The organism is Gilliamella sp. wkB171, assembly GCF_001693755.1.
Lineage (GTDB): Bacteria > Pseudomonadota > Gammaproteobacteria > Enterobacterales > Orbaceae > Gilliamella > Gilliamella apicola_F.
The window spans coordinates 94,140-110,229 of sequence record NZ_LYST01000031.1 but is presented as its reverse complement, the minus strand read 5'-3'; the positions used below and the strand labels follow the sequence as shown (position 1 = coordinate 110,229).

The 16,090-nt window shown below is 35.2% G+C and carries 15 protein-coding genes; 3 read left to right on the top strand and 12 right to left on the bottom strand.

The genetic code is table 11. The annotated features are described in order from the left end of the window. Window positions 1-7: 7 nt before the first annotated feature. The 10 genes from murF to A9G03_RS03400 form a co-directional block, all read right to left on the bottom strand. Window positions 8-1,369 (bottom strand): UDP-N-acetylmuramoyl-tripeptide--D-alanyl-D-alanine ligase, encoded by a 1,362-nt coding sequence (gene murF, locus A9G03_RS03445; RefSeq protein ID WP_065798414.1) that lies wholly within the window; start codon window positions 1,367-1,369, stop codon window positions 8-10. Next, window positions 1,366-2,919 (bottom strand): UDP-N-acetylmuramoyl-L-alanyl-D-glutamate--2,6-diaminopimelate ligase, encoded by a 1,554-nt coding sequence (gene murE, locus A9G03_RS03440; RefSeq protein ID WP_065798413.1) that lies wholly within the window; start codon window positions 2,917-2,919, stop codon window positions 1,366-1,368. The genes murF and murE overlap by 4 nt, the downstream gene beginning before the upstream one ends. A 13-nt stretch (window positions 2,920-2,932) precedes the next feature. Beyond that, the gene (ftsI, locus tag A9G03_RS03435) at window positions 2,933-4,708 is read right to left on the bottom strand and encodes a peptidoglycan glycosyltransferase FtsI (protein ID WP_065633881.1); all 1,776 of its coding nucleotides are present in this window, start codon (window positions 4,706-4,708) and stop codon (window positions 2,933-2,935) included. Then, window positions 4,708-5,085, bottom strand: coding sequence for a cell division protein FtsL (gene ftsL / locus A9G03_RS03430; RefSeq protein ID WP_065633882.1), 378 nt, complete (start codon window positions 5,083-5,085; stop codon window positions 4,708-4,710). Before ftsL ends, ftsI begins: the two co-directional genes overlap by 1 nt. Next, window positions 5,075-6,013, bottom strand: a complete 939-nt coding sequence (gene rsmH, locus A9G03_RS03425; protein WP_065633883.1) for a 16S rRNA (cytosine(1402)-N(4))-methyltransferase RsmH — start codon at window positions 6,011-6,013, stop codon at window positions 5,075-5,077. The genes ftsL and rsmH overlap by 11 nt, the downstream gene beginning before the upstream one ends. 23 nt (window positions 6,014-6,036) lie before the next feature. After that, window positions 6,037-6,483 (bottom strand): division/cell wall cluster transcriptional repressor MraZ, encoded by a 447-nt coding sequence (gene mraZ / locus A9G03_RS03420; protein WP_065633884.1) that lies wholly within the window; start codon window positions 6,481-6,483, stop codon window positions 6,037-6,039. Window positions 6,484-6,881: 398 nt separating this feature from the next. After that, window positions 6,882-7,580, bottom strand: a complete 699-nt coding sequence (pgl, locus tag A9G03_RS03415) for a 6-phosphogluconolactonase (RefSeq protein WP_065633885.1) — start codon at window positions 7,578-7,580, stop codon at window positions 6,882-6,884. Between the two features lie 14 nt (window positions 7,581-7,594). After that, entirely contained in the window at window positions 7,595-9,055 is a 1,461-nt protein-coding gene (gene zwf, locus A9G03_RS03410) for a glucose-6-phosphate dehydrogenase (protein WP_065633886.1), read from the bottom strand. A 185-nt stretch (window positions 9,056-9,240) separates the two neighbouring features. Beyond that, window positions 9,241-9,525 (bottom strand): 50S ribosomal protein L25, encoded by a 285-nt coding sequence (gene rplY / locus A9G03_RS03405; protein WP_065633887.1) that lies wholly within the window; start codon window positions 9,523-9,525, stop codon window positions 9,241-9,243. 183 nt (window positions 9,526-9,708) lie between these two features. Continuing rightward, complete coding sequence (locus A9G03_RS03400) at window positions 9,709-10,584, bottom strand: D-hexose-6-phosphate mutarotase (RefSeq protein WP_065633888.1); 876 nt, start codon at window positions 10,582-10,584, stop codon at window positions 9,709-9,711. A gap of 196 nt (window positions 10,585-10,780) precedes the next feature. Here A9G03_RS03400 and hemW point away from each other — a divergent pair, with 196 nt between their 5' ends. Next, window positions 10,781-11,914 carry a radical SAM family heme chaperone HemW gene (gene hemW, locus A9G03_RS03395; RefSeq protein ID WP_065798412.1) on the top strand — a complete coding sequence of 378 codons (1,134 nt, stop codon included), beginning with the start codon at window positions 10,781-10,783 and terminating at the stop codon, window positions 11,912-11,914. Window positions 11,915-12,158: 244 nt separating this feature from the next. Here the strand turns inward: hemW and A9G03_RS03390 are convergent, their stop codons facing one another. Further along, window positions 12,159-13,121: a sugar kinase gene (locus A9G03_RS03390; protein ID WP_065633890.1), complete on the bottom strand. Its 963-nt coding sequence runs from the start codon at window positions 13,119-13,121 to the stop codon at window positions 12,159-12,161. Window position 13,122: 1 nt separating this feature from the next. Continuing rightward, window positions 13,123-13,950 (bottom strand): DeoR/GlpR family DNA-binding transcription regulator, encoded by an 828-nt coding sequence (locus A9G03_RS03385; protein ID WP_065633891.1) that lies wholly within the window; start codon window positions 13,948-13,950, stop codon window positions 13,123-13,125. A gap of 339 nt (window positions 13,951-14,289) precedes the next feature. Here A9G03_RS03385 and A9G03_RS03380 point away from each other — a divergent pair, with 339 nt between their 5' ends. Both A9G03_RS03380 and pfkB read left to right on the top strand, forming a co-directional pair. After that, on the top strand, window positions 14,290-15,144 hold the full coding sequence (locus A9G03_RS03380) for a tagatose bisphosphate family class II aldolase (protein WP_065633892.1): 855 nt from the start codon (window positions 14,290-14,292) through the stop codon (window positions 15,142-15,144). Between the two features lie 12 nt (window positions 15,145-15,156). Then, the gene (pfkB, locus tag A9G03_RS03375; protein ID WP_065633893.1) at window positions 15,157-16,077 is read left to right on the top strand and encodes a 1-phosphofructokinase; all 921 of its coding nucleotides are present in this window, start codon (window positions 15,157-15,159) and stop codon (window positions 16,075-16,077) included. The last annotated feature ends 13 nt before the right edge of the window (window positions 16,078-16,090 follow it).

Below are 16,090 nucleotides of genomic sequence, written 5' to 3'. Positions count from 1 at the left end.
TCCTGAATCAACATTGTTCAATTTGAATTTTTTCGATGAGCTCTTCCATTTTAGCGCTACGTGATCCTTTAACTAGCATGGTTAAAATTGGATGCTGACGTAGTAACATTAACAGATAATTTACTGCATCTTGTTTATGATTAAAATGGTGGCCGACACCACTATACTGGCTAATAAATTGACTTAAATTACCGACACTAATGACACAATCAAGCTTTTCGTGATGAGCAAGTTCACCTATTTGCTGATGATATTTTTCGGCATCTTCGCCTAATTCAGCCATATCACCAACGACTAAAATTCGATAGCCAGGTTGTTTTGCTAAAACCTTAATAGCAGCCGACATTGAACCAACATTGGCATTATAAGAATCATCCAAAATTAACTGGGTTTGATTTAATTGTATTGGAAACAAGCGACCTTTTACCGGTTTTAAGGTAGCTAAACCTTGCTTAATTTGATTAAACGTTGCGCCTACAGAAATTGCTAAAGCTGACGCCGCAACCGCATTAGAAACATTATGTTCACCAATCAAGGGAAGTTCTAGTTCACATTGACCATTAGGCGTATGTAAGATAAATGAAGTGGTCTGAGCGATTTGAATATTACTGGCATAAAAATTAGCAGATGGATTAGATAATGAGAAAGTCCAGACCGTTTTGTTACCTAACGAATTAAACCACTTATCGCTACAGCTATCTAAGTTGATGATAGCAATACCATTATTCGCTAATCCTGCAAAAATTTCACCTTTAGCGGTTGCTACTCCATCAAGCGAACCAAAGCCTTCAAGATGCGCCTGTGCAATATTATTAATTAAAGCACTTTGGGGTTTAACAATATTAGTTGTATACGCAATTTCACCAATGTGATTCGCGCCTAATTCTATTACTGCATATTGATCTTGCTCAGTTAGATGAAATAACGTTAATGGTACACCAATATCATTATTAAAATTGCCCTGAGTATAAAGTGTTTGACCACAATGTTGTAAAATTGCGGCAGTCATTTCTTTAACTGAGGTTTTACCCGAGGAACCTGTGAGCGCAACAATTTTAGCATGACTTAACTGACGAACGGCCGCCGCAATAAGCCCAAGCGCAATTTTTGTATCCTTAACGACAATTTGAGCAATAGCATTATTGTCAATTTTATGATCAACAATAACCAGACTAGCGCCTTGTTCTATTGCTTGTTCAACAAAAACATGTCCATCAAAATGATCACCCACTAAGGCAATAAATACTGCATTTTTGATAATGTTTCTGGAGTCTGTACAAATAGCGTCAATCATCATATCTTCATTTAAGATATGATAAGATTCACCATTTACGACTTTTTTGATTTGTTTAATTTGTAATGGAATCATGATTGATTCGCTACTCCTAAAAGCTGTTTCACTGTTTCTTGATCGGAATAGTGATATTTGGTTTTACCTACAATTTGGTAATCCTCGTGCCCTTTGCCTGCAATTAATATTACATCATTAGATTTAGCTTGTTTTAGTGTATAAGTAATCGCTTGTTTTCTATCAGGGATGACTTTTACATGGGTACCATCATGTAACCCTTGTTGTATATCATGAATAATGTTCATTTCATCTTCAGTGCGCGGATTATCATTAGTCAGTACAATTTGATCAGCAAATTGTTCAGCCACTTCAGCCATTAATGGACGCTTTCCACTATCTCTATCACCACCACAACCAAAAATCACCCATAACGTTCCTTTGCAGTGAATTCGGCTAGCTTGTAACGCTTTTTGTAATGCATCTGGCGTATGCGCATAATCAACAATGACTGTAGGACTATTTTTTTCGTGCAGAACTTCCATTCGTCCACAAATTGGTTTAAGAAAAGAGGCCATATTCACGACAGCAAAAAATGGGTAATCTAAAGTTAATAAGGTTGCAATAGACAAAAGCAGATTAGCAACATTGAATTCACCTAATAATCGGCTATTGATAATGGCATTTCCCCAACTTGATTCCATATGAATTTTGGCACCTTTATCGTGGTATTCAATCATCGATACGCCAGCATAAGGTATATTTAATGCTTTTAAACGACGTAACGATTTAGGCTGGCATGATACCGCTGTTACTTGTGTCAGTTTTTCAATCCATCGCTTGCCATATTTATCATCATAATTAACAATTGATTTGCCCGAATTTAGCACTTGCTTTTGCTTTTCTTCTGGAGTGAATAATGACCATTTTGCTTTCGCGTATTTACTCATAGTTTTATGATAATCAAGATGATCTCGACTAAGATTGGTAAATACGGTTGCGACACAATTTAAACTTTTAACGCGATCCATGGCTAAACCATGTGAAGAAATTTCCATTGCTACAACTTTGACATGCTTTTTCACAAAATCCGCTAATAAAGTTTGTACATCGATAGCTGACGCCGTGGTATTGTTTGATGGTTCAAGCTGATTATTATAAATACCATTGCCAATAGTACCTAAAATAGCGGTTTTTTCATTTAATAATGTAGTACATTGAGCAATAAGTTGTGTCACTGTGGTTTTACCATTAGTGCCGGTTACCCCAATCACTGACAATTTTTTGGAAGGTGAATGATAAAAATCATTAGCAATCATCGACAAACGATGTGACAATTGAAAAATACTTATTTGTGGTATTACAGACTTATCATCTTGCTTAAGATAATCAATTTTTAAATTATTTGATTTCCGATTAGTTTCAATAAGTATCGCAACGGCACCCGCCAAAATAGCTTGTTCAATAAAATTACGACCATCTACGGCATTCCCTTTGATCGCAACAAACACATCGTTTTTTTCCACTTGACGACTATCGATACGTAAATGATTAAGCGGAAAATCAGCTAATTCTAATTTGCTAGTTCCACCTAATAATTCAAATAATGTTTTAAATGTGCTTGTAGACATCATTTACCACCTGTTAATAAATAATCATTTGCCCATCAACTTGACGATCTGGCTTCACATTCATTGTTCGAAGAACGCCCCCCATAATTCGGCTAAAAACTGGTGCGGATACTGAACCACCATAATATTGACCAGCTTTCGGGTTATCAATAACGACAACTAATGAATATTTAGGGCCGGTTGCCGGTGCAATTCCTGCGGTATAAGCTAGATATTGATTGACATAGCGTCCACCCGATAATTTTTTTGCAGTACCTGTTTTAACACCCACACTATAACCAGGTACCGAAGCTTTAGTTCCCCCACCTGTCACAGCCACAGCTTCCATCAATTGCACTACCGTTTTGGCTATTTTTTCTTGTACTACGCGTTCACCTTTAACCGGTTCTGTTATTTTTAAAATTGAAACAGGTCTATATATACCGTAACTACCAATAGTTGCATAAGCTCTGGCTAATTGTAACGGTGTGACACTTAAACCATACCCGAATGCAAAGGTGGCTCGCTCAATATCCGCCCATTTTCTGGTACGATCAGCAGCAATAGATCCACTAACTTCACCACCTAATCCTAATCCCGTTGGCTGACCTAAACCAAAACGACTATAAAATTCAACTAACTCGCCTGGCTGCATTTGTAATGCTAATTTACTGACCCCAACATTACTTGATTTTTCTAAAATGCCCGCTAGATTTAATGATTTTTGATACGACACATCTTTAATTTCGTACCGATTAACAAAAAATGGTCGGGTGTCAATGATAGTATTTACATCTGCAATTTTTTTCTCTAATGCGGCCATAACAACTAATGGTTTAACTGTTGAACCAGGTTCAAACGCATCAGTGACAGCTCTATTACGTAATAAGTTATAATCAATAGAAGAACGATTATTAGGATTATAAGATGGGCTAGTTGCCATCGCTAAAATTTCACCTGTATGTACATCAATTAAAACAGCCGTTCCACTATCTGCTTTATTAAATTCAACCGCTTGGCTTAATTCGCTATACACTAAAGATTGCAAGCGTTCATCAATACTTAACGTTAAATCGGATGCGGCTTCACTATCAGTTCGTTCTAACTCTTCAATAACCCGACCTACTCGGTCACGCCTTACGATTCGTTGTCCTGATTCACCAATTAACCATTTATTGAAGCTTTTTTCTATCCCTTCAGAACCCCGTTCGGTTCCATTGTCATCAATATCGGTTAAACCAATTAGCTGCGCAATATTTTCAGCAGCGGGATAATAACGTTTGGATGTTTTAGCAAACGAAATACCCGGTAATTTTAACTGTTTTAAATAATCCGCTATTGTTGGTGTAATTTGCTTAGTTAAATACACAAAACGCATAGATGGATTACTCAATTTTTGCTGTAAGGTTGACATTGAAATATTGAGCGTTTTGGCTAAACCTTGCCACCTTATATCATCAGCCTTTACACCACCTTTTTGTACAACAATTTTAGGATCTGCCCATACATCAAACATTGGTACACTTACAGCAAGCGCTCGACCATTACGATCAGTGATCATGGCACGCGGTGCATCCATTTCTTGATGGCGAATGGAGCGTTTATTACCTTCAGCAATAAGCTTATCTGGTTCTATTATCTGCAATATTGCCATTCGAATAATTAAACACACAATAGCAAATATAATAAAACCATAGACAACATAAAAACGGTTAGGTGTAAAAAACTGTTTTTTGTTCGGTTTATTTGCTTTGTTTGTTTTTACAACCTTTTTAGTTTTATCTTTATTATTTTTCACTACAGGTTTCATTATTTACTCTTTATCACAATAACGGTTTCATTTTGAGGCGTCACATATGACATACCCAATTGATTTTTAGCTTTATCTTCAACACGTTTCGGATCTGCAAGTACATTTTCTTCAATAACTAAATTACGCCATTCGCTCTCTAAAACATCTTGTTCTAGTAAAAGTTGCTCACGTTCAAATAGTTGCTTACGAACTTGTTGCGTTGTGATTAATACTGCTCCAGCTGTAATAATGATAAGTATAAGTAATAATAATGAAATTTTTTGATGGCCTAGCAAATCACCAACAATTAAGCCAAATAAACTTTTACTTGGCCGCTTTTGATTGTCGATTTCAGCATAAAAATTTTCGCTATCATTTGCTTGATTACTGTTCATTTTTCCTTTCAGCTACCCTTAATATTGCGCTTCTTGAACGCGGGTTGTGATTAATCTCATCCATACTTGGTTTTACTTTGCCAAGTGATTTTAACTGGGCACCACCATATTGTTTAATTTGTTGTTCAGTTAGTGGTAATCCTGCTGGCAACTCAGGTCCTTTACTCTGTTTGCTAATAAATTGCTTAACTATTCGATCTTCTAAAGAATGAAAACTAATTACGGCAAGCCGTCCTTGGTTGGCAAGTATCGACAAACTGGCGTTCAACGCTTGTTCAACTTCTTCAAGTTCGCTATTAATATATATACGAATTGCTTGAAAGCTCCGTGTTGCTGGATGTTTATGTTTATCTTTTTTAGGTGTTGCTTGTTCAATTAAATTGGCTAACTCTAATGTGCGAGTAATGGGCATAATTTTGTTTTTTTCGACAATAGCTCGCGCAATACGTTTAGCAAATTTTTCTTCACCAAATGTTTTTAATACCCATGCTATATCGGCTTCATCACTATTTAATAGCCACTCACTTGCTGTCATGCCCTGATGATTATTCATCCGCATATCAAGCGGACCATCGCGCATAAACGAAAATCCTCTTTGTGGATCATCAAGTTGCGGAGAAGAAACCCCAAGGTCCAATAAAAAACCATCAACTTTACCAAGTAAGCCTAAATTATCAATATATTGATATACATTAGAAAACTCACCACGAATAAAGGTAAATCGCGGATCAATTATTTCACTCGCTGCCTGTTGAGCTTTGGCATCGCGATCAATGGCAATTAATCTTCCTTGATTACCTAGATGATCGAGAATTAAACGAGAATGACCGCCTCGACCAAAAGTCCCATCAACATAAATACCGTTTTTTTTTATATTTAATGCTGCAATAGCTTCATTTAGTAAAACAGTTGTATGTAGATAGCTCATTAGTCTTGTACTCTATTATTTAGTTAAATCGTTAAATTTTTTAAATTATCGGATAAGTTTGTAATATCAGCCGATAGCTCAGCAATATCTTCACTAATTTGTTGATACCAGATGACTTCATCCCAAATTTCAAATTTATTAGATTGACCTACAAACATGACATGTTTTTCTAATTTTGCGTATGTGCGTAATGTAGGCGGTAATAGAATCCTACCTGAATTATCCATAGGGCACTCAATTGCATAGCCTAATAATAATCGTTTTATTCGACGCTCTGACTCAACAATAGTAGAAAGTGTTGATAGTTGCTTTTCAATACTTTTCCATTCAGAAATTGAGTAAAGTGACAAGCAAGAATGATATAAACCAATTGTACAAACCATGCCTTCAGACAAAGAATCACGATAGCGAGTAGGAATAGCCATCCGCCCTTTACTATCTAAATTGACTGAAGTTGCACCACTGAACATGAAAGCACCGTTTTCTTTAAATTTTTATTATTTTTTTATTGATTAAAATCAGATGGTTAAATAATTCTTACTTTTTTACCACTTAAACCCACTTTTTACCACAAAAGTTACAAAAATAATAGGTATTTAATCAATTAATTTCGCAAATACGCATAAAAATAAGTGCACGCTATTTTTATTAAAAATAGCTCCAACTTTAAATATTAAAAATATTGTTTTAAATCAATTTGTTAAATCGTTATTTTTTTAATAACGCTCGTACTAAAATAGTAAAAAATATGATTAAGAGGTGTTGTGAATAAAGTAATGAGATTAAATATTACTAATAATGGATGAATAATGATTGAGGCTTTAAATAAGGATTGTGGCCGACATAAGTCGGCACAATCAATAGTTTTTTACGCAGCAGTCCAAAATATGGTCACATTGACTTTATCTTGCTGTAAAATTGCTCTAACAGGCATTTGGTTAATATCTTTACCTTGTTCGGCTTGTTCTAATACTGACATTTTACTATCACCAACTAAATGTAAATAGATATTGTGACTATTTAAAATAGTAGGCAGCGTTAAAGTAATTCGATCTAGAGGCGCTGTTAATGGTGTCATACCGACAACTTTATGGCCTGATTTCATATCTAAACCGGCAGCTAAATTCGCAGCGCCAGGGAATAATGACGCAGTATGACCATCTTCCCCCATACCTAGAATTAATACATCAAATGGCATTGGTACTTTGTCTAACTGTTTTTCAGTAATTGACGCGCCATCAAATGGATTATTACAGCTATTTTTTAAACCGACGAAATTAGCCAACTTTGCTTTATTTTGTAATAAGTAAGTCATGACTAATTTTTCATTACTGGCATCATCAGTATCATCAACCCATCTATCATCAACCAGAGTAATAAATACTCGGCTCCAATCTAAATTTTGCTCACTAAGAGAAATAAATAAAGGAATAGGCGTTTTACCCCCTGATACGGCTATCGAAGCTTGTCCTTTAATTTCAATCGCTTTGGTAAGTTCATTCACGATGTGTGAAGTCAGGTCTTCAACTAATAACTCACTTGTTGCATATTTATTTAGTGTAACCATATTTGATATTCCTTTTATTCAAATTCATGCCATGAATAGCCATCTTTAGTAATTAAAGCGACTGATGCAACCGGTCCCCAAGTACCAGCTTGATAAGTTTTTGGTGTGTCATTATCAGCATCCCATGCATTGATAATAGAATCAACCCATTTCCAAGCAGCTTCGACTTCGTCACGATGAACAAATAGTGCTTGTCGTCCTCGCATCACTTCAAGTAGCAAGCGTTCATAAGCATCGGCACGATGTTGATGGAAAGTTTCACTAAAACTTAAATCAAGTTTAGTTGTTTGTAAAGTATGGGTACTATCTAACCCTGGCACTTTATTGAGGATTTCAATATCCATACCTTCATCAGGTTGTAATCGAATGGTTAACTTATTTTGTGGCAGTTCAGGATAAGATTCACTAAATAAATTCAGTGGTAATGGTTTAAAATAAACAACCACTTCAGAGCATTTGCTTGGTAAACGCTTACCTGTACGCAAATAGAAAGGGACTCCCGCCCACTGCCAATTATCAATATCGACACGGATAGCCACAAAGGTTTCAGTATGGCTGTCTGGAGTTGCACCATCTTCTTCTAAATATCCCGGTACATTAATACCGTTAACAAATCCTGAGGTATATTGGCCTCTAACAACTTTATCACGAATATTGGTTTTATTAATTGGTCTAAGAGCATTAAGTACTGCTATTTTTTCATTACGCAAGCTATCATCACCAAGGTTAGATGGTGGAGACATCGCAATCATAGTTAAAATTTGTAATAGATGGTTTTGTACCATATCACGCATTTGCCCAGCTTTATCAAAATATCCCCAACGTCCCTCAATACCGACTTGCTCAGCAACAGTAATTTCAACATGATCTATTGAATTTCGATCCCAAAATGAGGCAAATACAGGATTTGCAAAACGTAATGCTAATAAATTTAAAACGGATTCTTTACCTAAATAGTGGTCAATACGATAAACTTGTGACTCATTGAAATATTTCGCAACTGAATCATTAATTTCACGCGATGATTGTAAGTCGGTACCGAGTGGTTTTTCCATCACAATTCGGTTTTGTATTTGATTTAATCCAGCTTCAGCTAAACCTTGGCAGATAGTACCAAACGCACCAGGATGCATGGCAAAATAAAAAATAGTTGGTCTAGTTTGGTCCAGTTCACTCTTTAATGCGCTAAAACCAGCAAGATTATTGACATCTAATTTATGAAAATTAAGTCGTTGACTAAATCGTTGCCAAATCGCCTCGTCGATAGGTTCTGGCATAAAAGTAGACAATGCTTCTTTGGCTACTTCGCAATAAGCAGCATGATCCCAATCAGCACGACCTACGCCTAAAATTTTAGTTTGTTTTGGCAACTTACCATATTTTTCTAATTGATATAAAGACGGTAATAATTTACGTCTCGTTAAATCCCCTTTAGCACCAAAAATAACTAAATCGCAAACTGGGATATCAGACATAATTTTCTCCTAAAAAAAGCATATTATCTATTTTATTACGTTGTCCTACCTATGTACACTCAGTTAGTGGAGTTAATCATAACAATAGGTATTTGCCTTATTTGATACGAAAACAAAAGGTCACCATGAAGGCGACCTTTTGCGTGAATTAGTAATTGTTGGGTGCGACCCAACTGATGGATAATTTATACGCGCACAAAATCCATATGCACTAATTTTGGTTTGAATGGATGACGTTGTACTGCTTGTACTTTTACTTTAACTGCTTTGCCATCAACTTCAATAGTTAATACTTCAGAATAAAATTCTGGTTTTTCTTGCATATTAAAAATATGGTTGTGATCAAGCACAACAGAAACTGCTGCTTCACTTCCACCATAGATAATAGCTGGGAATTGACCAGCGTGACGCAGGCGGCGGCTCGCACCCTTACCATGCTCTTTTCTTACTTCTGCTTTTAATGTAAACATTTTAATTTCTCTTAGTAATTTCAAATAAAAACCAATTACAGGCGACCCAGTAATTGGCTATCAAATAGTTGCTTAAAAAGCGCTAGCGATTATAAAGCGTTATGCAATTAAACGCAATCAAATAATCATACTACTATTAATCAAAACCAAGTATCGATTAAGTTTGTAACACCAGTTTACCATTTACTTTATTAATTCTATCTTAAAACCATAAGACACTTTTTCTGTTGGCGAAAGTTTTAGGGGTTGAGTAATACACGCAGTTTCGACACAAACCATAGATTGATATTCATTATCAGCAAAATCAGCCATTGCTTTTGCTTTATCTATCCATGGATTCCATGTTACAACATCGGTCGAATGATTATTAGTTAGCTCAATAGTACGTTGCCCATCTTTAATGATTAACTTATTATCGGCATGAGTGTAAATACGATCGACTTCTTGATTGAAAGTCAGCTGACCTGCGGTAGTCGGTTTATTTTCATTTGTTAAACGTTCTTGATAGCTGTCTCCTAAACCTTTAACAAGTACATTGTTAATATTATCTACACCAAAATAGGTATGTAATGCACTAGTTACTTCAAAATTGCCTTGGCAAGTTAACGTGACTTGGCAAGTAGTACCAATGTGAATTTGTAACCAAACATGAAAAGGTTTTGAAAAAAACGGCTCAGTTTGTTGATTATTGGTTAACGATAAAACAAGATCAACACCCTCATTATTTTCGTTGCATGAATCTAAAGTCCACTGCACTATACGGGCAAAACCATGCATAGGATCACCTAATTTACCAAACCAAGGCCAACAAACGGGTACGCCACCACGAATAGCGGTACCTTTTTTAAATACAGCGTTGTTACTTAACCAAACGACTGGTGCAGTTTCAGTTGTAGGTTGCCAAAATAATAAATGTGCACCTTGTAGTGAAACCGCGGCAGTGCAAGTTTGGTGATTAATGACTAAAATAGGTAATTCACCATAGGTGGTTTGTTTAACAGATGGGCTTAAAGACTGAGATTGTTTAGCGCTATCCAATAGTTGTTTTAAAATACTCATAATTACTCCTATAATATTTAATTTGATCGACAATCAATGTCATAAACTAAATCTAAAATTGTTTTTATTTTACGCTTTTTCAACACATTCTAGAAATAGAATAAAGGTAAAAAAGCTTTTTTTAATAAATGAGAGTAATATAGCCAGCTCATTTAAACTTATTCTGCGTATTTGACAAAAATTTATGGAAAGGCATATGTTTGATTATAAAATTCCTCTTAGCTTATATATCCATATGCCTTGGTGTGTTCAAAAATGTCCTTACTGTGATTTTAATTCACATACGGTGAAAAAAACACCTGATTATCAAGCCTATATTCAACATCTTATTGAAGATTTACGGCAAGATGCCAAACTGTGTCATGATCGCTCAATTCACTCTATTTTTATCGGTGGAGGCACACCAAGCCTATTTTCAGCGGAATTGATTAATCAGTTATTAATCGAAGTTAATAAAATTATTCCAATAGAAAATGAAGCAGAAGTAACGATTGAAGCAAATCCAAATTCTGTTGATGTAGAGAGGTTTAAGGGTTATCAGCAAGCAGGAATTAATCGTATTTCAATTGGCGTACAAAGCTTTCAATCGACTAAACTAGCAAATTTAGGACGGATACATAACCCAGAAGAAGCCATGAATGCAGCCATTCTTGCCCATAGCCTACATTTACATAGTTTTAATTTAGACTTAATGCATGGTTTACCGAATCAATCCATTGATGATGCTTTGTATGATTTAAAGCAAGCCATTAAGCTAGCCCCTCCGCATTTGTCTTGGTATCAGTTAACCATTGAACCCAATACCTTATTTGGTTCCAAACCACCGACTTTACCTGATGACGATAATTTATGGGAAATTTATCAACAAGGGCATCAACTTTTAACTGAACAAGGCTATCAACAATATGAAACCTCAGCTTATGCCAAACCCGGATATCAATGCGAACATAATTTAAATTATTGGCGGTTTGGCGATTATTTAGGAATTGGCTGCGGAGCACATGGAAAAATTACACAATCGAATGGCAAAATTATCCGGACAGTAAAAACACGCCACCCCAAAGGGTATTTAGAAGGTCGATATTTAGAAAACTCTTATCAAGTAGCGTCGCAAGATCTACCCTTTGAATATTTTATGAACCGTTTCCGATTATTTGAAGCAACGCCAAAGCACGAATTTGAACAACGTACTTTTTTACCCTTGCAATCGGTAAGTAAGCAGATTGACCTTGCCATCGAGCAAAACTATTTAATTGAAAATAAACATAATTGGCAAATAACCGAGCACGGCAAGCTGTTTTTAAACTCATTATTAGAGATCTTTTTATAGATAACACATTAAAAAATAATGAGTTATTAATAAAAACAAAGACATTTACATTTATTTAACAAGATAGATACAATCTATTTAAGCAATCATTTAGTTATCTTTACATACATTTTTAAAAAAAAGGTGCATACTAAGAATCGACAATGCATTTATTTCATTGTTTTCCTATTCCTTATGTTTTCCCAATAACCATGTTATTGGGATTTTTTTTGCAAATTTAATCAACCAATTGTATTTAATAGGTTTATTTATATTCAGAAATAAATTGTTTTAATTCATCTATTGTCGATGTCCCTTCCATTGGACCTTTTTTAGATACGGCTAGAGCACCACTCGCATTAGCATAGCGTAAAGCGTGTTTGACAGAATATCCCGCTAACATCAAACTAACAAAGGTTGCACCAAAGCAGTCTCCCGCTCCAGTTGGATCAATTACGTTTGTGGCAAAACCGTCTACATGCAGTGTATATAATTTATTTTTATCATCGTGACCATAATAGTCTGCACCATTACTACCTTTTTTCACCACAATATGTTTAATTCCTTTTTCGAGTAATGAAAACATGGTCTGTTGTTCACTCTCATCATGGCTATGCGCAAAATAACTCACCTCGCTTTCGCTTGGTAAAAATATATCGGTATACTCCATGATATAATCAAACGATTGCTCCATTTCCTGAATATTAAACATCTCTTTACGTAAATTTGGATCAAACGAAATTGTGCCGCCTTTACTCTTAATAATATCAAGTGCTTTACGCATAGCATCAATAGCGCGAAAAGAATAAAGTGAAGAGCCCATCACATGTAAATGAGTACAATCTTTTAATAAACTTTCATTTATATGATTGAACGAAAGTAGGCCACAGGCACTATTTGGGATATTAAAAATAAAATCACGTTCATTTAAGCCTTTATAGGTTACAAATGCACTGCCTGTATTGGCTTTATAATGCGTTGTAATACCCTCAATAATCACACCATCTTGTTTTAATCGCTTCGTGCACATGTGACCAAAAGCATCTTTGCCAACGCAACCAAAAAAAACAACGGGAAAACCTAATTTCGCAACTTGATCTGCAAATATTGCTGGGGCTCCACTGACAAAAGGTCCGACAAATTCACCCGGTTCGTCAAAACGTTGATTTTTTTCTTTAGCTAAAAACTCAACTAGCAATTCTCCAATAGTACAAATTTTAAATTGCATATTACATCCCCTTTGCATTACGATAGATCACGCAAAATTTGTTAACCGCATCTTGTTTAAAATTAGAATCTAATAATTGTTGATGATATTCGGTGACAACAGGTCTTGATAATATAACAGTATCTAAATGCTTCAATTTTCCAATACTGTGTTCATCATTCATTACCAATCGTTGAGGTAAAAGGCCAATTGTATGGTCAGCATTTTTAAATATTTGTTGATACGTTTTTTGTTGATCAATATTAGCAATAATTAAATGATTATTAGCATTGATAGCTGCCAATTCGACAATAAAATGGGTAATAGAAAATTGGTTAACAATGTCAGTTAGCGCATTATTATTTTGCAAAAAATTACCCTCTAAAAGCATACCGCCAACTAATATCACTTCGGCATCTGAAAACTCCTTAACCAATTGAGCATTTTGAATATCATTCATAATCAATCGTAGGGATTTTTTATTATGCAAAAAAGGAATGAGCTTTCGAATTAAAGTGCCATGACCTAAAAAAAGTGTATCGCCATCATTTATATAATCTAAACAGTTTTTAACGATATCGATTTCACTGATATTTAAATTGGTATTACTATAATTTACAGAGTCGAAAGAAGTTTGGTTAGCTAAACTTTCAGGCGGAATATAAATTGCTCCACCAAAGGATCGTTTTAAATAACCTTGTTGTTCTAAATATGTTAAATCTTGCCGAATAGTAACATTAGACACTTGAAGCTTGTCAGATAAGTCATCTACTTTTACTTCACCTTGTTTACGTACGATTTCGGCAATATCTAACCTACGTTTTAGTAGGGCTGAAGACGCTCTAGCCAAATTTTATTTCCTATATAACTGATAAATATCTAACGATGATAATAAAATTTATCATACAAGTGGTCAACATCAATTGAGTGAAGAAATTTATTCCTAAACATGAATCAATGTTAATTATCGCGATTTAGTAGTCTTAAATCAGACTTGACCAGTTAAACGTTAAAATGAAACTTTAGCAACAAGTTTATCTTGTTAGACATATTAAAATCTATTTTTGTGATCCAACTCACGCTATTAACACTAGTATAACTTTCGTTTTGCAATCATAATTTAAAAAAATAACTTTCAATTCGAAAGTTAAAAAATTAAGTAGTTAATAAAAATTTGAGGAGAAGTTATATGTCAATTATTTCCAGCCACAATATGTTAAAAAAAGCGCAAAAAGAGCACTATGCCGTACCCGCCTTTAACATCCATAATTTAGAAACAATGCAAGTCATTGTAGAAACAGTTGCTGAATTACAGTCCCCTGTCATTTTAGCAGGAACCCCAGGAACCTATAGTTATGCAGGAACAGAAAATATTGTCGCCATTGCTTATGAGTTGTCGAAAAAACATAATGTTCCTTTAGCACTTCATTTAGATCACCATGAAGACTATGAGGATATAACAACTAAAATCAATGCGGGTATTCGTTCTGTGATGATTGATGGTTCTCATTTTCCATTCGCTGAAAATGTTGCCATTGTTAAACGTGTCGTTGAATATGCTCACCGTTACGATGTCAGTGTAGAAGCAGAATTAGGACGACTAGGTGGCGTTGAAGATGACTTAGTTGTTGATGCTAAAGATGCTTTATACACTAATGCTAAACAAGCAGTTGAATTTATAGAAAAGACAGGTATTGACTCACTGGCAATTGCAATTGGCACTGCGCACGGCCTTTATAAATCGGAACCCAAACTAGACTTTGATCGTTTATCTGAAATACGTTCAATGGTCGATATTCCACTAGTATTACACGGCGCATCAGGCGTGCCAGATAAAGATGTACGTGAATGTATTAAACGCGGTATTTGTAAAGTCAATGTAGCGACAGAATTAAAAATAGCGTTTTCTGATGCCCTCAAACAATATTTTATTGAACATCCCGATGCAAATGATCCTCGCCACTATATGAAACCTGCAAAAGCAGCAATGAAAGAGATCGTCAAAAAAATCATCACAACATGCGGATGTGCAGGAAAATTGTAGAGGCTAAGCATGATGATCTATACCTTAACACTCAATACCGCCATTGATATGAATATTCGTTGCCAAGGGCTTTATCCCAATTGCGTCAATCGAACTTCGCATACTGAATATAGCCCAAATGGTAAAGCTATCAACGTATCGATTGTATTACATAAATTCAATAAACCAACCTGTGCTTTAGGTTTCTTTGGTGGTTTTTCGGGTAAGTACATTGTTGATGAATTAACTAAATTGCAACTTGAAACCAAACCTTGCTTTATTGATGACATCACGCGTATCAATGTTTTTGTCAACGATGGGCATAATGAATATAAATTGGTGGGGAAAGGACCGTTTGTTCCTGATAACAAAAAAAGCGAAATGCTAGAGATTATTAGTTCGCTAGCCAATAACAGTTATTTAGTGATCAGCGGAAGTCTGCCAAATAATATTGAGCCAGATTATTATCAGTCTATCTTAGATTTATGTATGTCCAAAAATATCCAAGTCATTCTTGATATTAGTCATCCCAAATTAAGTGAATTATTAAAGTATCAGCCATTATTAATTAAACCTAATGACGATGAACTAAAAGAAATTTTTGGACTTGAAACCAATACCCAACAGCAAATCATAACCGCACTGGAAACTGTTCATTCACAAGGTGCACAAAACATTTTATTAACAATGGGTGACAAAGGAATGTACTTTTCAGACGGAACGCATATTTGGTTTTGTAATGCGGTGAAAATAAATCTAGTTAGTTCGGCTTGTGCTGGTGACGCATCGCTTGCTGCATTTATTAGTGAGTGGCTTTTTGAACAACAAAGTATTGAAAAAGCCATGAAAAAAGCCTCAGCAACAGGCGCTAATGTTGCCGAGTCAGATGGATTAGGTCAATTAGACAAAATTGACATTTATATGGATCAAGTTGTCGTTACCCAAATCAAGTAAATAGGAGAGCATT